At 68.6% G+C, this 20,686-nt stretch carries 18 protein-coding genes; 16 read left to right on the forward strand and 2 right to left on the reverse strand.

Annotated elements, in window-relative coordinates:
* The first annotated feature begins 11 nt into the window (after positions 1-11).
* The 8 genes from AC5LXK_RS33705 to AC5LXK_RS33740 are packed head-to-tail and all read left to right on the forward strand — an operon-like array spanning position 12 to position 7,229.
* Entirely contained in the window at positions 12-308 is a 297-nt protein-coding gene (locus AC5LXK_RS33705) for a hypothetical protein (RefSeq protein ID WP_493394945.1), read from the forward strand.
* Positions 309-334: 26 nt separating this feature from the next.
* Entirely contained in the window at positions 335-1,606 is a 1,272-nt protein-coding gene (locus tag AC5LXK_RS33710; protein ID WP_493394946.1) for a TadE/TadG family type IV pilus assembly protein, read from the forward strand.
* 13 nt (positions 1,607-1,619) lie between these two features.
* A complete protein-coding gene (locus AC5LXK_RS33715; RefSeq protein ID WP_493394947.1) occupies positions 1,620-2,153 on the forward strand; it encodes a TadE/TadG family type IV pilus assembly protein in 534 nt (177 codons plus the stop codon).
* Positions 2,150-2,593 (forward strand): TadE/TadG family type IV pilus assembly protein, encoded by a 444-nt coding sequence (locus tag AC5LXK_RS33720; RefSeq protein WP_493394948.1) that lies wholly within the window; start codon positions 2,150-2,152, stop codon positions 2,591-2,593. The genes AC5LXK_RS33715 and AC5LXK_RS33720 overlap by 4 nt, the downstream gene beginning before the upstream one ends.
* A gap of 22 nt (positions 2,594-2,615) precedes the next feature.
* Entirely contained in the window at positions 2,616-3,824 is a 1,209-nt protein-coding gene (locus AC5LXK_RS33725) for a CpaE/TadZ family protein (RefSeq protein ID WP_493394949.1), read from the forward strand.
* An 18-nt stretch (positions 3,825-3,842) separates the two neighbouring features.
* Positions 3,843-5,210 carry a TadA family conjugal transfer-associated ATPase gene (locus AC5LXK_RS33730; RefSeq protein WP_493394950.1) on the forward strand — a complete coding sequence of 456 codons (1,368 nt, stop codon included), beginning with the start codon at positions 3,843-3,845 and terminating at the stop codon, positions 5,208-5,210.
* 33 nt (positions 5,211-5,243) lie between these two features.
* On the forward strand, positions 5,244-6,221 hold the full coding sequence (locus tag AC5LXK_RS33735) for a type II secretion system F family protein (RefSeq protein WP_493394951.1): 978 nt from the start codon (positions 5,244-5,246) through the stop codon (positions 6,219-6,221).
* Positions 6,222-6,257: 36 nt separating this feature from the next.
* Entirely contained in the window at positions 6,258-7,229 is a 972-nt protein-coding gene (locus AC5LXK_RS33740) for a type II secretion system F family protein (RefSeq protein WP_493394952.1), read from the forward strand.
* A gap of 297 nt (positions 7,230-7,526) precedes the next feature.
* Here the strand turns inward: AC5LXK_RS33740 and AC5LXK_RS33745 are convergent, their stop codons facing one another.
* Complete coding sequence (locus AC5LXK_RS33745) at positions 7,527-7,793, reverse strand: hypothetical protein (protein ID WP_493394953.1); 267 nt, start codon at positions 7,791-7,793, stop codon at positions 7,527-7,529.
* A 371-nt stretch (positions 7,794-8,164) separates the two neighbouring features.
* On the opposite strand from AC5LXK_RS33745, the gene AC5LXK_RS33750 reads away from it, so the two are divergent.
* The 8 genes from AC5LXK_RS33750 (at position 8,165) to AC5LXK_RS33785 (ending at position 19,225) form a co-directional block, all read left to right on the forward strand.
* Positions 8,165-10,900 carry a xanthine dehydrogenase family protein molybdopterin-binding subunit gene (locus AC5LXK_RS33750; protein WP_493394954.1) on the forward strand — a complete coding sequence of 912 codons (2,736 nt, stop codon included), beginning with the start codon at positions 8,165-8,167 and terminating at the stop codon, positions 10,898-10,900.
* Positions 10,897-11,415 carry a (2Fe-2S)-binding protein gene (locus tag AC5LXK_RS33755; protein ID WP_493394955.1) on the forward strand — a complete coding sequence of 173 codons (519 nt, stop codon included), beginning with the start codon at positions 10,897-10,899 and terminating at the stop codon, positions 11,413-11,415. Before AC5LXK_RS33750 ends, AC5LXK_RS33755 begins: the two co-directional genes overlap by 4 nt.
* Positions 11,412-12,386 (forward strand): hypothetical protein, encoded by a 975-nt coding sequence (locus AC5LXK_RS33760; RefSeq protein ID WP_493394956.1) that lies wholly within the window; start codon positions 11,412-11,414, stop codon positions 12,384-12,386. The genes AC5LXK_RS33755 and AC5LXK_RS33760 overlap by 4 nt, the downstream gene beginning before the upstream one ends.
* Before the next feature lie 144 nt (positions 12,387-12,530).
* On the forward strand, positions 12,531-13,028 hold the full coding sequence (locus AC5LXK_RS33765) for a hypothetical protein (RefSeq protein WP_493394957.1): 498 nt from the start codon (positions 12,531-12,533) through the stop codon (positions 13,026-13,028).
* Between the two features lie 193 nt (positions 13,029-13,221).
* Positions 13,222-15,117 carry a protease modulator HflK gene (gene hflK, locus AC5LXK_RS33770; RefSeq protein ID WP_493394958.1) on the forward strand — a complete coding sequence of 632 codons (1,896 nt, stop codon included), beginning with the start codon at positions 13,222-13,224 and terminating at the stop codon, positions 15,115-15,117.
* Between the two features lie 93 nt (positions 15,118-15,210).
* Positions 15,211-16,248, forward strand: coding sequence for a protease modulator HflC (hflC, locus tag AC5LXK_RS33775; protein WP_493394959.1), 1,038 nt, complete (start codon positions 15,211-15,213; stop codon positions 16,246-16,248).
* Positions 16,245-17,288, forward strand: coding sequence for an SPFH domain-containing protein (locus tag AC5LXK_RS33780; RefSeq protein ID WP_493394960.1), 1,044 nt, complete (start codon positions 16,245-16,247; stop codon positions 17,286-17,288). Before hflC ends, AC5LXK_RS33780 begins: the two co-directional genes overlap by 4 nt.
* Positions 17,285-19,225: a heavy metal translocating P-type ATPase gene (locus AC5LXK_RS33785; RefSeq protein WP_493394961.1), complete on the forward strand. Its 1,941-nt coding sequence runs from the start codon at positions 17,285-17,287 to the stop codon at positions 19,223-19,225. Before AC5LXK_RS33780 ends, AC5LXK_RS33785 begins: the two co-directional genes overlap by 4 nt.
* Before the next feature lie 76 nt (positions 19,226-19,301).
* On the opposite strand, the gene AC5LXK_RS33790 is transcribed toward AC5LXK_RS33785, so the two are convergent.
* On the reverse strand, positions 19,302-20,561 hold the full coding sequence (locus AC5LXK_RS33790) for a serine hydrolase domain-containing protein (RefSeq protein WP_493394962.1): 1,260 nt from the start codon (positions 20,559-20,561) through the stop codon (positions 19,302-19,304).
* Positions 20,562-20,686: the final 125 nt, after the last annotated feature.

A 20,686-nucleotide genomic window follows, 5' to 3' on the forward strand; every position in this document is an offset into this window, starting at 1 on the left:
AGGGGACACTCATGAAAACCGCCTATCTCGTATTCGTGCGCCGTGCGGCGCTCGCCGTCCCGCTCGCGTTCGCGCTTGCCGGCTGCATGTCGTCGACCCCGGTGTGGGACACCCGCTTCGGCGACTCGGTCCACGCCGTGATGAAGGCCCAGATCATCGATCCGCACGCCGCGGAACATGCGGCGGCGCCGGCGGTGGTCGACGGCGGCGCGGCGACCGCTGCGCTCGACAACTACGACAAGTCGTTCAAGCAGATCGATCCGCCGACCAATGCATTCGTGATCGGCATCGGCAAGGCAACCCAGTAACGACCGGCATGCTCAGGGAGAACGCCATGAACCGCGCAGCCCGCTATCCGAACATCACGCGTCGCAGCCTGCATCGCCAGCGCGGTGCCGTCGCGATCATCGTCGGTCTCGCACTGGCGGTGATGATCGGGTTCGTCGGCCTCGCGCTGGATCTCGGCAAGCTGTACGTCACGCGCAGCGAGCTGCAGAACAGCGCCGATTCCTGCGCGCTGTCCGCTGCGCGCGACCTGACCTCGGCCATCAGCCTGTCGGTGGCCGAGGCCGACGGCATCGCCGCCGGTCACCTGAATTTCGTGTTCTTTCAGAACAACGCCGTGCAGATGTCGACGAACGCGAACGTCACGTTCAGCGATTCGCTGACCGATGCGTTCCTGACGAAGAATTCGGTCACGACGCCGGCGAACATCAAGTACGTGCAGTGCACCGCGTCGCTGAGCAACATCGCGAACTGGTTCATCGAGGTGCTGAACGTGCTGCCGGGCACGAAGCTCGCGAACGCGGCCACGGTATCGGCCAGCGCGATCGCGACGGTCGGCTCCGGGCAGACGACCTGCGCGATTCCGGTGTTCGTGTGTCGCACGACGGGGTCGCCGGCCTACAGCGTCGGCGCGTGGATCACGTCGCCGTCCGGCTCGTCGACGACCTACGGGCCCGGCAATTTCGGCTGGGCGGCGCTCGACGGCTCGACGAACGAGACGACGCTCGCGAGCGAGCTGTCGGGCAACACCTGCAACATCACGAGCCCGCCCGCCCTCAGTACCACGGGCCTGAAGTCGGCGTCGCTGCGGGCCTGGAATACGCGCTTCGGCATCTATACGAACGGGGCGAACGGGTCGAGCGGCCAGCCCGACTTCACCGGCTACGCGTACGTCGGCCCGAACTACGGGCCGCCCGGCACCGCGGGCATCAAGGGTGACGCCTATACGCAGTTCGTGACCGACCGCACGACCTTCAAACCCTACCAGGGCGACGGCGCGCCGCCGGCGGGCAGCGGGATCGCCACCAACGGCACCGTGACGGCGAGCAACTACCAGACCTACGGCGGCGACCGCCGCGTCGCGCTCGCGCCGGAGGGTGACTGCTCGACGCTGAACGGCAACAGCGGCAAGGTGCAGGTCACGCAATGGGACTGCGTGCTGATGCTCGATCCGGTGCCGTTCAGCCCCGGCCAGGGCGCGGTCGTCGCGCACCTCGAATACCTCGGCTCGTCGGTTTCCGGCAACAACCCGTGCGCGACCCATGGCCTGCCCGGCGGCGGCAGCGCGTCCGGCACCCAGGTTCCGATGCTCGTTCAATAGCAGAGAGGCGATCATGAAAAGGCTCCCGTTTCGCCGTTCGCGCACCCGTGGCGTGGTCGCCGTCGAGTTCGCGCTCGTGCTGATGCCAATGATCCTGCTGGCGACCGGCGTGGCCGAGTTCGGCCGCGCGATCTACCAGTACGAGACGCTGACCAAGGCAACGCGCGATGCGGCGCGCTACCTGTCGATCTGGCTGCCGACCGACAGTGCGTATCCGGTGTCGCAGGCCCAATGCCTCGTCGTCTACGGCAGCACGACGTGCGGCGCCTCGGGCACCGAGCTGGTACCGGGGCTGACGACGTCGATGGTGATCATCTGCGACGCGCAGCATACGACCGGCTGCAGCGATGCGTCCGATCCGTCGCAGTTTTCGAACCTGCCGACCTACGACGCGAGCAACAACTCGGCGAGCGGCACGGCGTCGGGCGCCATCAACGTCGTCGAAGTGAAGATCAAGGGCTACAAGTACCAGCCGATCCCCGTGTACCCGGGCATCACGTCGATCCCGTTCAGCAACATCATCACCGTGATGAGGCAAGTGTCATGAGCGCGCGCAATGTTCCGCCGTCGCGCCGGCGTGCCCAGCGCGGCTCGGCGATCGTCGAGTTCGGGCTGATCGCGTCGGTCCTGATCATGCTGCTGCTCGGCATCTTCGAATTCGGCCGCGTGCTGTTCTACTGGAACACCGCGAGCGAGGCCGTGCGCCTCGGCGCGCGCACCGCGGTGGTCTGCGACGTGAACGCGGCCGGCGTGGCAAAGCGCGTGACGGCGCTGCTGCCGCTGCTGTCGAACGCGAACGTGTCGGTGAACTACTCGCCGGCGAACTGCGACGTGACCTCCTGCGCGTTCGTGACCGTGAGCGTCACGAACGTCACGGTCAAGACGATGATCCCGTTCATGAGCGTCTCGGTGACGATGCCGCCGTTCACGACGACACTGCCGCGCGAAAGCCTGACCTCATCGACCGGCGGCTCAGCCTGCAATTAACCGAACAGACGAGGCACACGACATGATCAACATCCTCGTAGCTTCCGACGACACCGCGCGGCTCACGCAGATCGCGCGCCTCGTGGCCGACTGCGGCCGCTATCGCGCGACCCGTGCGGCCGGCCGCCCGTCGCAGATCGAGCATCGCACCGACGGGCTCGACGCGTTCGACATCCTGCTGATCGACGGCACGGTGCTCGACGCGTTCGAGCTGTCGGCGATCGAGCGGATCTGCCGCGCGCACGCGGGCCTGACCTGCATCCTCGTGACGGCGGACGCGTCGCCGCACGTGCTGCTCGAGGCGATGCGCGCGGGCGCGCGCGACGTGCTGCAATGGCCGCTCGACCCGAACGCGCTGCGCAATGCGCTCGAGCGCGCGGCTGCCCAAAGCACGCGGCGCGACACCGAGGACACGCGGATCGTCTCGTTCATGTCATGCAAGGGCGGGGCCGGCACGAGCTTCGCGGCCAGCAACATCGCGTTCGAGATCGCCGAGGGTTTCAAGCGCCGCGTGCTGCTGATCGACCTGAACCAGCAGTTCGCCGATGCGGCGTTCCTCGTCAGCGACGAAACCCCGCCGTCGACGCTGCCGCAGCTCTGCGCGCAGATCGAACGGCTCGACAGCGCGTTTCTCGATGCGAGCGTGGCGCACGTGACGGAGAACTTCCACGTGCTCGCCGGCGCCGGCGACCCGGTCAAGGCCGCCGAGATGCGCGAGGACGCGCTCGAATGGATCCTGGGCGTTGCCGCGCCGCGCTACGACTTCGTGATCTTCGACGTCGGCGTCGGCATCACTCCGCTGACGATGGTCGCGCTGGATCGCAGCGACCAGATCCAGATCGTGCTGCAGCCCGCGATGCCGCACGTGCGTGCCGGCCGCCGGCTGCTGGAGATCCTCGTGTCGCTCGGTTACTCGACCGACCAGTTGCGGCTCATCGTGAACCGCGCGACGCGCGCGAGCGACCGGACCCGCACCGCGCTCGAGGAAGTGCTCGGCCTGCAGGCCGCGTGCACGATTCCGGACGATGCCGAGACCGTGCTCGAGGCGATCAACCAGGGTCATCCGGTATCGCGGCTCGCGCGCAGCTCGACGATCGTGCGTGCGCTGCAGGGGTGTGCGAAACAACTCGTCGACGGGGAAGTGCGCGCGGGGCACGGCGCGACGCGCAGCGAACCGCTGATGTCCCGGCTGTTCGGCCGCAAGGCCGCGCCGAAGCTCAAGTCCATGTAAATCTCTCGGGGAACCATCATGTCATTGCGCGAACAGATGTCGTTGCAACGGTCCCAGCCGCTGACGGCGGGCAACGAGCCGTCCGGGCCGGCCCATTCGTCGGTGCGCGACGCATACCAGAAGCTGCGCCGCGAGATTCACCTGGCGGTGCTCGAACGCGTCGAGCTCGAGCGCCTGTCGCGGCTGCCGCAGGATTCGGTCCGCATGGAGATCGGCGTGCTGATCGCGCGCATCCTCGACGATGAACGGCTGCCCGCGAACGACATCGAGCGGCGGCAGCTCGCGATCGACGTGTACGACGAGATGTTCGGCTTCGGCCCGCTCGAAACGCTGCTGCGCGACCCCGGCATCTCCGACATCCTCGTGAATACGTACAAGCAGGTCTATGTCGAGCGTTGCGGCCAGCTCGAACTGACCGACGTGACGTTCTACGACGACGCGCACCTGATGAAGGTGATCGAGAAGATCGTGTCGCGCGTCGGGCGCCGCATCGACGAATCGAGCCCGATGGTCGACGCCCGGCTGCCGGACGGCTCGCGCGTGAACGCGATCATCCCGCCTTCCGCGATCGACGGGCCGCTGATGTCGATCCGGCGTTTCTCGGTCAACCCGCTGAAGATGGACGACCTCGTGCGCTTCCACAGCCTGACGCCGCCGATGGCCGAGCTGCTCGACGCGCTGTCGCGCGCGAAGGTGAACGTGCTGGTGTCGGGCGGCACCGGCAGCGGCAAGACCACGCTGCTCAACATCCTGTCCGGCTACATTCCGCGCAACGAACGGATCGTGACGATCGAGGACGCGGCCGAGCTGCAGCTGCAGCAGCCGCACGTGCTGCGGCTCGAGACGCGCCCGCCGAACATCGAGGGCAAGGGCGAGATCACGCAGCGCACGCTGGTGCGCAACGCGCTGCGGATGCGTCCGGACCGGATCATCCTCGGCGAAGTGCGCGGCGCCGAAGCGCTGGACATGCTCAACGCGATGAACACCGGCCACGAAGGCTCGCTCGCGACGATCCACGCGAACACGCCGCGCGACGCGCTGACGCGGCTCGAGAACATGATCAGCATCTCGGGCCTGGCGCTGCCGCCGAAGACGATGCGCCAGCAGATCGCATCGGCGATCTCGGTGGTCGTGCAGGCGGCGCGGCTGACGGACGGCAAGCGCAAGATCGTCAGCATCCAGGAGCTGACCGGGATGGAAGGCGACATCATCAACATGCAGGAGATCTTCACGTTCCGGCGCACGGGCGTGGATCGCGACGGTACGGTCCGCGGCCACTTCTGCGCGACCGGCGTACGGCCGAAGTTCGTCGAGCGGCTGCAGGCGTTCGGCATCAACCTGCCGGATTCGCTGTACGACCCGTCCCAGCGCTACGAGACGGACTGACGACATGGCGCCGCTTGCTGCCGGGGAACCCTCATGAACACGATCTTTTACGGTTTTGTGATCCTCACCTTCGTCGCGGTCGTGCTCGCGATCGAAGGCGGGTATCAATGGTGGAACGCGCGGCACGGCTCCGCCGCGCGAAGGATCGAATCGCGCATTCGCGCGATGTCGGCCGGCGGCAGCATCCAGCAGGAGCGGCTGTCGATCCTGAAGAAGCGGATGCTCGACGAATCGAGGCCGTTCGACCGGATGCTGCTGCGCTTGCCGCGCGTGCGGACGCTCGATCTCGTGATCCAGCAATCGGGCCTCGACTGGACGCTGCCGAAGCTGCTCGTGCTCAGTGCGGTGTACACGGCGCTCGCATGGCTGGCGCTGAGCTTCGCGACGCTGCCGCAGCTGGCCGCGCTGCCGATCGCGCTGTTCGCCGCCTGCGTGCCGACGATGTACGTGATGCGCTGCCGCAGGCGCCGCATGCGCAAGCTCGAACGTCAGCTGCCGGACATCTGCGACATGATTGCGCGCGCGCTGCGCTCCGGTCATTCGTTCACGAGCACGATCGGGATGGTCAGCGACGAGTTTCCCGATCCGATGGGCGGCGAATTCCGGATCACGTTCGACGAGGTCAACTACGGCGTGTCGCTGCACGACGCGCTGATGAACCTCGCGACGCGCGTGCCGGCGCAGGACCTGCGGTACTTCGTGATCGCGGTGCTGATCCAGCGCGAGACGGGCGGCAACCTGGCCGAGCTGCTCGACAGCATCGCCGGGCTGATCCGCGAGCGCTTCAAGCTGTTCGACAAGGTGCGCGTGCTGTCGGCGGAAGGGCGGTTGTCGGCATGGATTCTCGGGCTGCTGCCGTTCGGCACCGCAGGGGCGATCGCACTGCTGAACCGCGAGTTCCTGTCCGTGCTCTGGGAGGATCCGGCGGGGATCAGGATGGTCGGCGTGATGCTGGTGTCGATGGCGTTCGGCCTGCTCTGGATCCGCCGCATTGTCCGCATTCGCGTCTGACGCGCGAGCCGTATAACGAACCGTAGCGAGGCTGTCATGCAAAACCTGAGCGTGGTCCAGGCCGTGATGCTGGGCGGCTTGTTCATCTTCGTGGCCGGCGGTGTGCTCGTGGCGATGCTGTTGTTCGCGCCGCGCAGCATCCAGCGCCGGATCCAGCAGGCCGGCGGAGCCGGTGCGGGCGCCATCGCGGGCGCCGGCGGCGACGACGCGTCGTCGCGCTGGGTCGCGAAGCTGGTCGAGCTGTCCACCCCGATCTCGAAGCTGTCGGTGCCGAAGGACGGCTGGGAGAGTTCGCCGCTGCGCATCCGGCTCATGAATGCCGGCTGGCGCAACCAGGGCGCGGCCGCGCTGTATTTCACCGCGAAGACGGTGCTGGCGCTCGCGTTGCCGTGTGCGGCGCTGCTGGTGCTGATCACGACCCCGCTCGGCGACGAGCGGGCGGTGCTGTCGGTGATCCTCGTGGTGCTCGCCTGCATCGGCTACTACGTCCCGAACATCGTGCTGTCGCAGCGGATCAAGGTGCGCCAGCAGAAGATCTTCGAGGAATTCCCGGATGCGCTCGACCTGCTGACCGTGTGCGTCGAAGCCGGGCTCGGGCTCGATGCGGCGCTGATGAAGGTCAGCGAGGAGCTGCGGTTCAACAGCGAGGTGGTCGCGAGCGAGCTCGACCTGCTGCTGCTCGAGATGCGCTCCGGCTTCACGAAGGAAACCGCGCTGCGCAATCTCGCGCTGCGCACGGGCGTGGAAGACATCGAGTCGTTCTGCACGATGCTGATCCAGGCCGACCGCTTCGGCACGAGCATCAGCGAATCGCTGCGCGTGCTGTCGGACCTGCTGCGCACGCGGCGGCGGATGCGTGCGGAGGAGCGGGCGGCGAAGATCGCGCTGAAGCTGCTGTTCCCGCTGATCTTCTGCATCTTCCCGTCGCTGATGCTGGTGCTGCTCGGGCCGGCGATGATCCACGTCTATCGCATCCTGCTGCCGACGTTCGTGGGCATGACGCATTGAGCGGCGCGCCGGTGCCGCGGCGCGTTCATCGAAACGGATTGTGCGTGCCGGCCCGACCCGGCTGCCGGCCGGCACGACGACAGGCTTCATGGAGGCTCCCTCCCCAGGCGGCGCCGCGAGACAGGCTGACCATAGCGGCGTCAATGCATCCTGGACCCATGGTCGGCCATGGAACAAGCCGTAGTCCACCGCCTTCACGGCTGCCCCCTACTGCTAACCCCCGAGGCCGCGTTGCCGGCATCGCATGGCACGGATGAATGCAGCTTTGCATGGATGAATACCCGTCATCGAGAAAATTCAATAATGAGCGGGATTGTTCATTGCGCTGTCGATTGCAATTGCTTCCCGTTCTTTTTTGCGAATCGCGGGAAAAGCGGCATTCGACGAAACGGCCGAATCCCCGGAAAGTATTTTGTAATTGTCGGTGCGCCAGCCGCCAACCTGTGCGCAGCCCGTGCCGGCACCGTGCACGTCACCGAAAATCTCCTTGAAATATCTGGCTCGAATTTCTACATTATTCAAAATCAAACTCGCATGACGGTACAAATGCCCCAGTCGTTGCACGTACCGGAAAGACCGAACAAGAACACTTGAAAATCAGGCGACTGCCCGACAATACGGAAAACAGGCCAGTCACGCACGATCAAGGCCGGGGGACACATGAACAAGCACGCAATGGCAAGCAGGCTGCCTGACGCTTCATCGAGCAGGTGTTCACAGGCGTGGGACGGCCCCGCGAATCCGCCGCGCACTTTCCCCGGTCCGCTTCCTCCCGGTTCCTGACCGCCGGCGCCACCGCGCCCGCCCGAGCCTTTCCGCACCAACGACGCTTTCGCACGCCGACGCACACGCAAGGCGGCCCGCACGCGGCCGGCGTGACGACGCGTGTCGTGCATCGGCGGTGCCGGCATAACAAATCGAACGAGAGACACAGCATGCCCATCGATCTGCCTGTCACACGCCGGACGTTCCTGAAGCTGGCCGGGAGCGGCGCGGTCGTCGCGATCTCGATCACCCATCTGCCGGCGCTGGCGCTCGGCGCCGCCGAACAGACGGAGGACGGCGCGACCGGGCCCGCGTGGGCGCCGGTGCCCGGCAAGGCGCGCTGGCGCATCGACGGCATGCCGAAGATCACGGGCCAGAAAATCTACGCACGCGATTTCAAGTCGCGCGACTTCGTCGGCTGGCCGCAGCAGGAGAGCTGGCTCTATGCGATCCGGTGCGACCGGATCGACGCCGTGTACGAAGGCTACGACCTGAGCGTGCTGCCGGCCGAGCTGCGGCCGATCGCCGTCGTCGACAACGCGTTGCTCACCGCGCGACAGATTCCGCTCGCGCCCGTCGCCGATCCGATCGCGCACCAGGACATCTACTGGCTCGCGCGAACCGGCTACGCGGCGGACTGCTACGGGCAACCGGCCGCGCTGCTGATCTTCGAGAACTTCGATGTCTACCGGCGCGCGAAGAAGCTGCTCGATTTCAACCGCAGCGTGATCCGCTACGGCGCACCGGTCACGCGCCCGACGGACGCGCAGGCCGTACCGTATTCGCCCGTGACCATTTACGTGCGCGACGACGAACGCCGGTTCAACTACGTCGACAACTACCAGGCCGACAGCAGCGGCGCGCCGACCGAGCAGTATCTGAAGGAGCGCGAGGAGGCGGTCGCCAACATCGACGCGACGATTGCCCGCAACGCGGCCGCCGGCGCGTGGATCGGCGTGCGTGCGACCGGCAACGACGGCTTCGAGACGCCGGCGATGGACCCGATGTTCATGGAGCCGGAAGCGGGGCTGGCGTGGTACGACGCGTCCACCGCGAAAATGAGCCTCGTGCTCGGCACGCAATCGGCGAACGACGATGCGTCCGGCGCGCTCGGCCTGTTCAAGGGCAGCGACGTTTCGGTCAAGGAAGCGCACATCATCGCGTGCTATCCGGGCGGCGGCTTCGGCGGGCGCGACAAATCCTATTTCCCGCTCTATCTGGCGCTCGCCGCGCCGTTCGCGAAGGGCGCGCTGCGCTGGCAGCAGTCGCGCTACGAGCAGTTCCAGGTCGGGCTGAAGCGCTGCGAGACGCAGTTTTCCGAATCGCTGTGGTTCAACCGCCGCGGCAAGCTCGAAGCGGTCACGTGCGATTTCCTGATGAACGGCGGCGGCAAGAAGAACCTGTCGCCGTACGTCGCGCAGCTCGCCGCGCTGAGCGCGATGAGCTGCTACGAGATCCCGCGCGCCCGCGCGCAGGCGGCCTCGACCTACACGCGGGAAGTGTTCGGCGGATCGCAGCGCGGCTTCGGCGGCCCGCAGGCGTTCATGGCGATCGAGACGCTGATGGACGAGGCCGCACGGCAGCTCGGACTCTCGCCGTTCGCGATACGCCGCGTCAATTTTCTCGGCAACGCGCCCGGCCTCGGCAAGGGCCGGGCGATCACGGGCGCGCCGATCCTGTTCGACCTGCAACTCGACACGCTGCTCGACCGGCTCGAACAGCATCCGCTGTGGCGCGACCACGAACGCACCCGTGCGGAGCGCGGCGCGCGCAATCTCCGCTACGGCGTCGGGCTCGCGATGTCGAACGAGGCATACGGCACGTCCGGCGACGGGATGTTCGGAATGGTGCAGATCCTGCCCGACGGCCGGCTGCGCGTGGTCACGCCGTACACCGACATGGGCAACGGCGCGGCCACGACGCTGGGTCTCGCGCCGGCCGAATTTCTCGGGCAGAACGCTCAAACGATTGCGATGAGCGAGATCGGTCCGTTCAACGTGCTCGGCCTGTCGCGGTCGAACGATCCGTCGACCAATCCGAAGACGGTGCGCTACACCTACGGTTCGTCGAGCGCCTGTCTCGGTGCGTTCCATCAGTACCACGCGGTGAAGGGCGCGGCGCAGGTGCTGTTCCTGCAGAGCGTGCTGCCGGCCGCGCGCGCATGGTGGGGCGTGCCGGTGCGTGCCGAGGACGTGCGCTGGGCCGATCGCGCGCTCGTCGCGAACGGACTCGCGCCGATTCCATGGCCGGCGCTGCTCGGCACGATCACGAAGATGGGCCTGCAGACGGTGGCGGCCGTGCACGCGAGCTATGCCGGGTACTTCTGGAAGGGCACCTATCCGTTCGCGTCCGGCAATGCGCAGATCGATTACGACTACGTGGCCGTCGGCCTCGACCCGTACTTCCTGACGCCGCTGACGCGCACGCTGCAGGCGCCGCCGGTCGACACGACCCTGTACGGGCGCACGACCTATGCGCCGTCGGCGTCGCTCGTCGGCGTGTCCGTCGATCCGGCGAACGGGCGCGTGAAGGTCGAGCGCGTGGTGACGGCCGTGAGCGTCGGCCGGCAGCTGTCGCCGGAACTCGTCGAAGGACAGTCGCAGGGCGCGGTCGCGATGGGGATCGGCAACGTGCTGACGGAGACCTGCCCGCTCGGGCCGGACGGGCCGGGTGGCGGCAGATGGAACCTCGACCGCTACGAGGTGACGCGCCTGCCCGACGTGCCGGCGCAGGAGCTGATCGCGCTGCCGCCGCCGGGCAACGATCCCGCGAACGCGCGCGGCATCGCGGAAGCGGTGATGTGTCCAATCGCACCGGCGCTGCTCAACGCGCTGGCGATGGCGACGGGACGGCGGTTCCGGGTCACGCCGGTCACGCCGGACAAGATTCGGGAGGCACTGCAATGAGCGATCCGGTCCGCATGGTCATCAACGGCCAGCCCGTCGAGGCGGCAGCCGCCGACGGCGACATGAACCTCATCGATTTCCTGCACGAGCGGCAGGATCTCACGGGCACGAAACTGTGCTGCGGCATCGGCGTGTGCCGCGCGTGCACGGTCGGCACGCGCAACGCGCCCGACGCGCCGATGGAAAAGACGCTGTCGTGCTCGACACCGGTCAGCGCGATGGCCGGCATGCACGTGTACACGATCGAAGGGCTCGCGCAGGGCGGCACGCTGTCGCCGCTGCAGCAGAGTTTTCTCGAATCGTTCGCGTTCCAGTGCGGCTACTGTGCGTCGGGATTCCTGATGGCCGCGACCGCGATGCTCGATCATCTGCGCACGCAGCCGGTGCACGTCGCCGAACTCGACGCGATGATCGAAACGTGGGTCGGCGGCAACGTGTGCCGTTGCACCGGCTACGTCAAATACATCGAGGCGATTCGCAAGGTGGCGATGCGCTACACGAAGGAGGCGGCATGACGATCAGAACCTGCGTCGTGGCGCTGGCGGTGCTGCTGGCCGCGCCCGCGTCGTTTGCCGCGGAAGGGGGCGATGCGTCGCTGCACGAATACGCGCAGCAGTGCACCGACGAAATCGGCGAGATTCCCGCGTTCGACTGCAACAGCGGGACCGACGTGCCGATCACCGTCAACGGCAGCGTGCCGGTACGGTACACGGCGCACATGACGTGCGACCGCCCCGCGCTGTTGCCGTACGACGCGCCGACGTCCGGGCAATGCACGCCGTATTCGAAGATCCTCGACCTGTCGCACGGCGACACGCAGATCTCGGCGTTCTGCCGTCGCAAGCAGATTCGCGATAACCGCAGCCCGTATTACGACGAGGTCGACATCGTGCTGCACCAGGTGCGCAACGGCAAGACCTGCTGGTTCCATGCGGACAAGGGCGGCACGGGCGGCATGGATGCGTCGCGCGTCCCGCCGCCGAACGAGAAGACGCCGCCGCCCGGTCGTCCGTCGGCCGCGGAATTCTGGTGGAAGCCGGCCGCGACCGCGACGAAGCGCTGCGTGTCGTGCCACGATGCGAGCCCCGTCATGTACAGCCCATGGATCGGGCAGGTATGGAACCGCGTGCCGACCGATCCGTGGGGCAAGTACGTGAATCTCGGCGCCGATTTCGCGTCGTGGACGTCGCATGCGATCAGCACGCCCGGCAACACCTGCATCGGCTGCCACCGGATCGGCGACCAGAACAGCTGCAAGATCTACGTGCCGCTCGCGGCCGGATTGCTGCCGCCGCCGAAAGGCAGCAATCAGCTCGCGAGCAGCTATCCGCTGACGCACTGGATGCCGATCGACAACAACCGCAGCCTCGACGAATGGAACGCGGCCAACGTGAAGTCGGTGAGCGACCTGCTCGAGTGCTGCTCGGCGCGGGGCAGGAACGATCCGAAATGCTCGTTCGCGCCGGCGGCGCAGGCGGCGAAGTAGGGGAGCGCATCGGATCGCGGCCGGTTTTCCCGCGGGCAGCGCGGACGCCTTCGTGTTGATGACAGGATCGGCGCCGCGCTTTAGCATGGGCGGCAACGACGGCGCCCCGCGCGCCGTGCCCGGTCAGGACGCGACAGGAAACCCATGCCGACTTTGACGATCGAACCACTGGAGCCCGACGAATACGATCGCCTGCGCGGCACGAAAGGCGGCGGCCTGTTGCTCGTCGCGATGATGGTCGGGTATGCCGCCATTCCGGTCGGCCTCGCGTTCCTCACGCATCCGATGGCGTATCCGCTGCTGACGTTCCTGTTGATCGCCGGGATGATCGCGACGACCTGCCTGATCGTGTTCCTGTTCTACCGGTGGAGCGAACACAAGGTCTCGCTCGACCTGAAAGCCAATCGGAAGCTGGTGCTCGACACCACGATCGAGAGGATCGAGGAGCGCTATTTTCGCGGCATTTCGAGCTACCGCCTGAGTATTGTCGCCGAGGGTCCCGACGTGCCGCGTCGACGTTTCGATGTCGACAAGTCAGCGTATGACCAGTTGCGTAACGGCGAGCATATCCGTATCGCATTCGTGCCGATTTCCGGCCGCGTGCTGGAGATCGAATCCGCTTCGTATCACGCCCGGCTCTGACCCGCGACGCACTGTCGGCACTGCCGGCCGCGTGCCCGCGGCGCGCTCGCCGTCTCCGGTCGCAACGATCGTTTCGTCCGCCGCGTCAATCGCATCGATGCCTTGAGTTTCATCATCCGCCGCGCTACATTGCCGCTCGCAGAATTCCGCGCGGGCACCTGCGCATCCTGTAACGCGTACGTAAGGAACCCCGATGGGGCAACAGGCGGAAGGCCACGACGACATTCCCGACACCCCGGCCGACCGTGACGTCCTCGTGCCGGTTGCAGGGGCCGCCGCGTTGCTGGTCGTCGCGCTCGGCACGCTGGGCGCCGTCGACATCCTCCCGGTCGACCTGCGCTGGTGCGCACCGCTCGCCAGCGCATGGTGCAACGTGCTCGTCGTCGCGATCGGCGTGCTGCTCGCGGCGCGTGCGCGCCGCGACCCGCCGCAGGGCCTGGCCGCCGGCCTGCTCGCCGACGGGTTGCGCAGCGCATTTCGCCGCAAGCAGGCGCCCGAGCAATACGACAATCCGTGGCCGGCGATCGCCGCCGCGATCGACTGGCGGCCGTGGGCCGTCACCGCGTGCGCCGTGCTTTCCGTCGCGATTGCCGCGCTCGCGTGGCAACCGCCGTCGCCGGCGATGCTGATCCGCGCGATGGCCGCCCCCGAACCCACGCTCGCGGCCGGTGCGGCCTGCGTCGTGCTCGCCTTTCTCACGCTCGTCACCGAACGCCATCACGCGGCCGCCGCGGGCCGCTCGGCCGTGTCCGCATCGCTCATGCGGATGCTGCGCGTGGCGCTCGTCACCGCGCTCGCGGGCGTGCTGGCCGCCGCGTGGTTCGCGTTCCGGCATCGCACGGCCGACTGGCTCGTGCATGCCGTCGCGCTGCTCAATGCCGCCGTGGCGGCCGAACTGGCCATTCGCGGCGTCCTGTCCTGGTTTGCGGTGCCGCACGATACCGTCGTACCGACCAGCGCGCTCGCGGGCCTGCTGAGCCGGCGCCCGGCGCCGTTCGCGTCGCTCGGCGCCGAGCTGCGGCATCGCTACGGCATCGACCTGCGGCAGAGCTGGGGCTGGCGCAGCTTCGTGCGGCTGCTGCCCGCGGCGCTCGGCGCGACCGTCGCCGTTGCGTGGCTGCTGACGGCCGTCGTCGTGCTGAACCCTGAACAGCGCGCGGTCTATGAACGTTTCGGCGCGCCGGTCGCCGTCTGGCAGCCGGGCCTGCACGTCGGGCTGCCCTGGCCGTTCGGGCGCGCCCACATCGTCGACAACGGCGCCGTGCACCAGGTCGCGATCGCGGGCAGCACGAACGACGGCGGCCCCGACACGCGTGCCGTGCCCGCCGACGGCCCGACGCCCGAAGGCCTCGACCGACTGTGGGATGCACCGCATCCCGGGGAAACCACCCAGGTGATCGCGGGCGCGAACGGCGACCGCCAGAACTTCCAGATCGTCAACGCCGACGTGCGGGTCGACTACCGTCTCGGCCCGACCGATGCCGACGCCCGTGCAGCCCTCTATCGCACGATCGACCCGGAAGGCACGGTGCGCGTGAGCGCCAATCGCGAGCTGGTCCACTACCTCGCGTCCCATACGCTCGAATCGCTGCTCGAAACCAACCAGGCCGCGATGGCCGACCAGTTGAAGCGTGCGATCCAGCAGCAGCTCGACCGGCTGCAGAGCGGTGTCGACGTGGTCGCGGTCGTGATCGAGAGCGTGCACCCGCCGACCGGCGCGGCGGCCGCCTTTCACGACGTGCAGGCCGCGCAGATCCGCGCGCAGGGCAGTGTCGCGCAGGCGCGCGGTTTCGCGGCCGGCCTGCTCGGCAACGCAGCGCAGCAGGCACTCGTGCGGATCGCGCAGGCCGAAGCGCAGGCGGGCGACACACTGTCGTCGGCGCGCGTGCAACAGATCGATTTCGACGCCGACCTGGTCGCATACCGGCTCGGCGGCCCCGCGTTTCCGTTCGAGTATTACCTCGACCGGCTGCAACGCGGGCTGCGCAACGCACGCATGACGATCATCGACGACCGGCTGGCCGACGGCACGCGGGCAACCGTCGACCTGCGCAACACTCCCGCCGGCGATCTGGCCGGCATCCATTGACATGACGCGGCGCGTTTCGCGCGGACGGCGCAATCCGGTGGCAGCGCGTGCCGCCGTGCCGTACGCGGGCGACGCCGCATCCGGGGCGACATCGTGAGTCTGTTTCATTCGCACGCGCATGATCATGCGCACCACGGCCATGGCCATGACCACCACGCGCATCATGGCGCACCGCAGCCGCCTGGCGCATTCCGCCTGCGCGTCGCCGTCGCGCTGCTGTGCGTGCTCGTCGCGCTCGCGGTCGCGAGCTTCGTGCAGGTGCGCGCCGGCGAGGCGTCGGTCGTCACGCGTTTCGGGCGGCCCGTGCGCGTGCTGCTCGAACCGGGGCTCGCGTGGCGCCTGCCGGCGCCGATCGATGCGGTGACGCCGGTCGACCTGCGCCTGCACACGACGTCGAGCGGCCTGCAGGACGTCGGCACCCGCGACGGGCTGCGCATCATCGTCGAAGCCTACGTCGCGTGGCGCGTGCCGGCCGATGCGCGCGACATCGGGCGCTTCATGCGCGCGGTCGGCAACGAGCCGGACGAAGCGGCGCGGCAGATCCGCTCGCTCGTCGGTTCCGCACTGCAGACGACGTCCGCCGGATACGACCTCGCGTCGCTCGTGAATACCGATCCGGCCCAGGTGAAGATCGGCGAATTCGAGGACGCGCTGCGCCGGCAGATCGACGCGCAGCTCTATGCGGCCTATGGCGTGCGTGTGGCCCAGGTCGGGCTCGAACGGCTCACGCTGCCGGCCGTCACGCTCGCCGCGACCGTCGACCGGATGAGCGCGGAACGCGAAACCGTCGCCGCGCAGCGCACCGCGGACGGCAATCGCGAAGCGGCGCAGATCCGCTCGGATGCCGAGCGCGACGCGCGCATCGCGCTGGCCGACGCGAACGTCAAGGCGGCCGGCATCGAGGCGCAATCGCGCAAGGACGCGGCCGATATCTACGGCAAGAGCTATGCGGGCAATCCGCACCTGTACACGATGCTGCGCTCGCTCGACACGCTGAACACGGTGGTCGGCACCAATACGAACCTGATCCTGCGCACCGATGCCGCGCCGTTCCGCGTGCTCGTGCAGGGCCCGACCGACGCGGCGACGCAGGCCGCGCCGGCGTCGAAGGCGCACAAGGCGGCCCGATGAGCGCACGGTCCGCCCCGCCGCTCGGACCCGGCGCCCAGGCCGTGCGCCTGTCGTTCTGGTTCGTCGCCGCACTCGCGGTGCTGGCCGCGTGCGCGTGGGCCGGCTCGAACATCCGGCGGATTCCGGCGGACAGCCGGGCGGTGGTGATGCGCTTCGGCGCGCTCGTGCGGACCCAGGACGCCGGGCTCGTGATCGCGTGGCCGCAGCCGTTCGAATCGGTCCTGCTCGTCCCGGGCGCCGCGCGCGTGCTCGAACAGCGGATCCGCTCGCTCGATCGCGATCCGCGGGCGCTCGCGCCGCCCGCGCAGGGCGTCGCGCGGCTGCCCGACGCGCTGGCCGGTTCCGGCTACGTGCTGACGGGCGACGGCGGCGCCGTCACGCTGAGCGCGGTGCTCTATTACCGGGTCAGCGATCCGTATGCGTACGTGCTACAGCAGGACCGTCTCGACGCCGCGCTCGAGCGGATCGTGTCCGCGTCGGCCGTCGAGGTCGCGGCGGCCCGCGATCTCGACGCGATCCTGGTCGCGCGCCCCGAGCAACTGGCCGCGGACCGGCAGATGGCCGCCCGCCGCGAGCGGTTGCGCGGCGACCTCGCCGATGCGGTCGCGCGGCACCTGCGCGCGCTCGACGCGGCGCACGCGGGGCTCGGCGTCGAAGTCGCCCGCGTCGACGTGCAGCCCGCGTTTCCGGGCGCGGCGGCCGATGCGTTCAACGCGGTGCTGACGTCGCTGCAGCTCGCCGAGCGGACCATCGCCGAAGCGCGCACCGCCGCCGAACAGCGGCGGCAGGACGCGCAGCAGGACGCCGACCGGATCGTCCAGGATGCGCAGGCACACGCGACCGAACGCGTCGCGACCGCGCAGACCGACACGCTGGAAATCCGGCAGCTCGACGCAACGCTGCGCGAGAACGGCGATCCGGGGCTGCTGGCGCGGCTTTACCGCGATCGCGTGCAGCGCGTGCTGGCGAAAGCCGGGCGCGTGACGACGATCGATCCGCACGACACCTCGAACCTGATCCTGCCCGGGAGCGCCCGATGAATACGCTCGCCGAACCGGCCGCCGCGCCGGATCCCGCGCCCGCCGCGACGGCTTACGCGCTGTCCGCCGACGAGCGTCGCACGATCACGCGGCAGATCGCGCTGGCGCTGCTCGCCGGCGGCCTGCTCGTGCTGTCGTTCGCGTGGCGCATGCTGGCGTCCGGCAGCGATACGCTCGCGCAGCTGCTGGCCGCGCTCGCATCGCTGATCGTCGCGGGGCCCGTGTTCGCGAGCGCGTGGCACAGCCTGCGCGCGCCGAGCCTGCACGGCGTGACCGACCGGCTGATCGCGCTCGCGATGCTCGCCGCGTGGGCGACCGGCGACATGACGACGGCCGCGCTGTTGCCGATCGTGATGACGTTCGGCCATGCGCTCGAGGAGCGCAGCGTGCTCGGCTCGCAGGAAGCGATCCGGGCGCTCGGCCGGCTGACAGCCGGCCGCGTGCGCCGCATCGGCGCCGACGGCAGCGTTACCGAAGTCGCATACGACGCACTGCACGCGGGCGACTGCATCGAGGTGGTCGCCGGCGCGCGCATTCCGGTCGACGGCATCGTGACGGCGGGCGCGTCGAGCGTCGACAACGGGCCGATCACCGGCGAATCCGTGCCGCTCGACGTCGACGCCGGCAGCGCCGTCTACGGCGGCGCGCTGAATCTCGATGGCGTGCTGCGCATCGAGGTCACGCACACCGGCAAGGATTCGACGCTCGGCAAGATCATCGCGCTGATGCAGCATGCGGAACAGGTGAAGCCGCCCGTCACGCAGGTGCTCGAGCGGCACATGGGCGCGTATCTCGCACTCGTGCTGCTGGTCGCGGCGATCGTGTGGTTCACGTCGGCGAGCGCATCGGCGATGCTCGCGGTGATCGTGGCCGCGTGCCCGTGCGCGCTGGTGCTCGCCGCGCCGTCCACGGCCATCGCCGGGATCGCCGTCGGCGCGCGGCACGGGATCCTGTTTCGCAACGCGGCGTTTCTCGACAAGATCGCCGAGGTCGACGCGCTCGTGATCGACAAGACGGGCACGCTCACCCGTGGCGAACTGCAGGTGAAGCAGGTGTGGCTGCAACCGGACGTCGACGGAGCGCACGCGCGTACGCTGGCCGCGCGGCTCGGCGAGGGCAGCGCGCATCCGGCGAGCCGCGCGCTCGTGCGCGATGCCGCGGCAGCCGGCCTCGCGGGCACGGCCGTCGCACCGTTCGAACGTACGCGGGAGCTGCGCGGGCTCGGCGTCGTCGCCGACACGCCGGACGGCACGGCCGTACTCGGCCGGCCCGCGCTGCTCGCCGACCATGCCGGCGCGTTGCCGCCGCCGCCCGACGGTTTCGACGGGCCGCTCGTCGGTCTCGTGCTCGACGGGCGGCTGCTCGCGTGGTTCGGTTTCGCCGACACGTTGCGGCCCGATGCGCACGAGGCGCTTGCCGAGCTGCGCACGCTCGGCCTCGCGCGCCAGACGCTGCTGACGGGCGACCGCGAGCCCGTCGCGCGCAAGGTCGCCGCCGAGACCGGCATCGACACGGTGGTCGCGCAGGCGCTGCCGCACGACAAGCTCGATTACGTGATGCGCGAGATCGGCGCCGGCCGGCATCCGCTCGTCGTCGGCGACGGGCTGAACGACGTGCTGGCGATCAAGGCCGGCTCGACCAGCATCGCGATGGGCGAACGCGGCGTCGACATCGCGATCGCGTCGGCCGACGTCGTGCTGCTCGGCGATGACCTGAAGCGGATTCCGACCTGCATCCGCCTCGGCCGGCAATGCCGGCGGACGGCGACGACCAATGCGGCGATCGGGCTCGCGTGGACGCTCGCGGTGATCGCGCTGGCCGCGACCGGTGTGCTCGGCGCGGTGTGGGCCGCAATCCTGCACAACGTCGGCACGTTCATCGTGATCGCCAACGCGGGCCGGCTGCTGCGGATCGACGAGCCCGTGCGCGCCGCGTGAGCGAACCCGGCGCGCGGGGCTGGAACGTTCCGGCGCGCTCGTTCATGCAGGCGGCGAAGCAGGCCGCTTCACTGTCTTACGGTCGCCCTTCGCTCGGCACTTCCGCCGCCTTGCTGAGCTCGCCCATGATGATCTTCGCGATCAGGTTGGCCGGCGGGCTGCCGTCGGGCGCGGACGCCGTGGTCGCCCACGTGACGATCGTCGTTTTCGTGACCGGATCGTAGCCCATGAAGGTATTGAAGCCCGGTATCTCGCCCGTGTGCCCGTAGAACGTGCCGAATTTGGCAAGACCCATGCAGTAGCTGGCCGACATCGGATCGGACGGATCGGTCGGCGTGCAACTGGCGAGCCGCTGCGCCTGCAGGTCGGCGTTCAGGTAGCCGCCGCCGACCATCTCCTGTACGTACGCGGCCAGTTCGGTCACGGTCGAGATGCCGGAGCCGGCCGTCCACGCCCACGACGTGTTGACGCCGGTCACGTCGGTCGGCTGCAGCGTGCCGTTTTGCGCTTCCGCCTGGCGTTCGGGCGACAGCGCATCGCTGTCGGTCGTCTCCGCATTGGTGCCCCATTGATAGCCGTGCGGCGCGGGCGCCGGCAGCGCCGTATTCGCCTGCGGCGGGAGAAACGTGTTGCTCAGGCCGAGCGGCGCGAACAGGCGCGCGTTCATCGCGTCGGCCGCGCTCATGCCGGTGAGTTGCTCGATGATGAGCCCGAGCAGCACCGTATTCGTGTTCGAGTAGCGAAAATCGGCGCCCGGCGCGAAATACACCGGCTGGCCTTCGGCGATGTCCAGCAGCTCCGCCGTGGTCCAGACCTTGTCCGGTTGCGCATCGAGCGTCTGGTTGAACGCGAGGCTGGTCGAGTAGTTGTAGAGGCCGCTGCGCATCGTGAGCAACTGCTCGATCGTGATCGTATTGCCGTTGGGCACGTTGGCGACGAACTTGTCGACGGTGTCGCTCAGGTTCAGCCGGCCTTCCTGCACGAGCTGCAGGATCACCGTGCCGGTCCACGTTTTCGTGATGCTGCCGACGCGAAAGTGCGCGTCGGTCGGGATCGGCGTGTTCGTCCCGCGCACGGCCGTGCCGAACGATTCGAGCCAGTTGCCCTGCGGCGACTGCACGTAGACGACCGCGCCGGGCGTCATCGTGTCCGCGAGCAATGCGTTGATCTGCGGGCGCGCCGCGTTCGCGAACGCGGGCCCGCTGGAGGTGGGCGAGCTGTCGCCGCACGAGGACACCGCGAGCCCGATGACGACGGCCGGTGCGACGGCAACCATGTGCCGCACCAGCCGTTTCGCCGCGCGCGGCAGGAAACGGACGGTTGCTGAAGTAGCCATGGCGAGCTCCCCCCGTGTTCGTGACGGATCGCTTTCCTGTGTTCTCCAAACTATAGGACAGGCGTGCCCGTGCCGGCAGTACACATCGCGCCGGGCCGGATTCATCTGAAGATAGCGATCAGGCC

The organism is Burkholderia pulmonis, assembly GCF_984667975.1.

Excerpts from the sequence above, each read along its gene's own strand:
- AC5LXK_RS33730 (WP_493394950.1), top strand. The coding sequence starts at position 3,843 with ATGTCATTGCGCGAACAGATGTCGTTGCAACGGTCCCAGCCGCTGACG.
- AC5LXK_RS33790 (WP_493394962.1), bottom strand. The coding sequence starts at position 20,561 with ATGGCTACTTCAGCAACCGTCCGTTTCCTGCCGCGCGCGGCGAAACGG.
- AC5LXK_RS33785 (WP_493394961.1), top strand. The coding sequence starts at position 17,285 with ATGAATACGCTCGCCGAACCGGCCGCCGCGCCGGATCCCGCGCCCGCC.
- AC5LXK_RS33740 (WP_493394952.1), top strand. The coding sequence starts at position 6,258 with ATGCAAAACCTGAGCGTGGTCCAGGCCGTGATGCTGGGCGGCTTGTTC.
- AC5LXK_RS33735 (WP_493394951.1), top strand. The coding sequence starts at position 5,244 with ATGAACACGATCTTTTACGGTTTTGTGATCCTCACCTTCGTCGCGGTC.
- AC5LXK_RS33720 (WP_493394948.1), top strand. The coding sequence starts at position 2,150 with ATGAGCGCGCGCAATGTTCCGCCGTCGCGCCGGCGTGCCCAGCGCGGC.
- AC5LXK_RS33705 (WP_493394945.1), top strand. The coding sequence starts at position 12 with ATGAAAACCGCCTATCTCGTATTCGTGCGCCGTGCGGCGCTCGCCGTC.
- hflK (WP_493394958.1), top strand. The coding sequence starts at position 13,222 with ATGGGGCAACAGGCGGAAGGCCACGACGACATTCCCGACACCCCGGCC.
- AC5LXK_RS33750 (WP_493394954.1), top strand. The coding sequence starts at position 8,165 with ATGCCCATCGATCTGCCTGTCACACGCCGGACGTTCCTGAAGCTGGCC.
- AC5LXK_RS33725 (WP_493394949.1), top strand. The coding sequence starts at position 2,616 with ATGATCAACATCCTCGTAGCTTCCGACGACACCGCGCGGCTCACGCAG.
- AC5LXK_RS33710 (WP_493394946.1), top strand. The coding sequence starts at position 335 with ATGAACCGCGCAGCCCGCTATCCGAACATCACGCGTCGCAGCCTGCAT.
- AC5LXK_RS33780 (WP_493394960.1), top strand. The coding sequence starts at position 16,245 with ATGAGCGCACGGTCCGCCCCGCCGCTCGGACCCGGCGCCCAGGCCGTG.
- AC5LXK_RS33715 (WP_493394947.1), top strand. The coding sequence starts at position 1,620 with ATGAAAAGGCTCCCGTTTCGCCGTTCGCGCACCCGTGGCGTGGTCGCC.
- AC5LXK_RS33765 (WP_493394957.1), top strand. The coding sequence starts at position 12,531 with ATGCCGACTTTGACGATCGAACCACTGGAGCCCGACGAATACGATCGC.
- AC5LXK_RS33755 (WP_493394955.1), top strand. The coding sequence starts at position 10,897 with ATGAGCGATCCGGTCCGCATGGTCATCAACGGCCAGCCCGTCGAGGCG.
- AC5LXK_RS33760 (WP_493394956.1), top strand. The coding sequence starts at position 11,412 with ATGACGATCAGAACCTGCGTCGTGGCGCTGGCGGTGCTGCTGGCCGCG.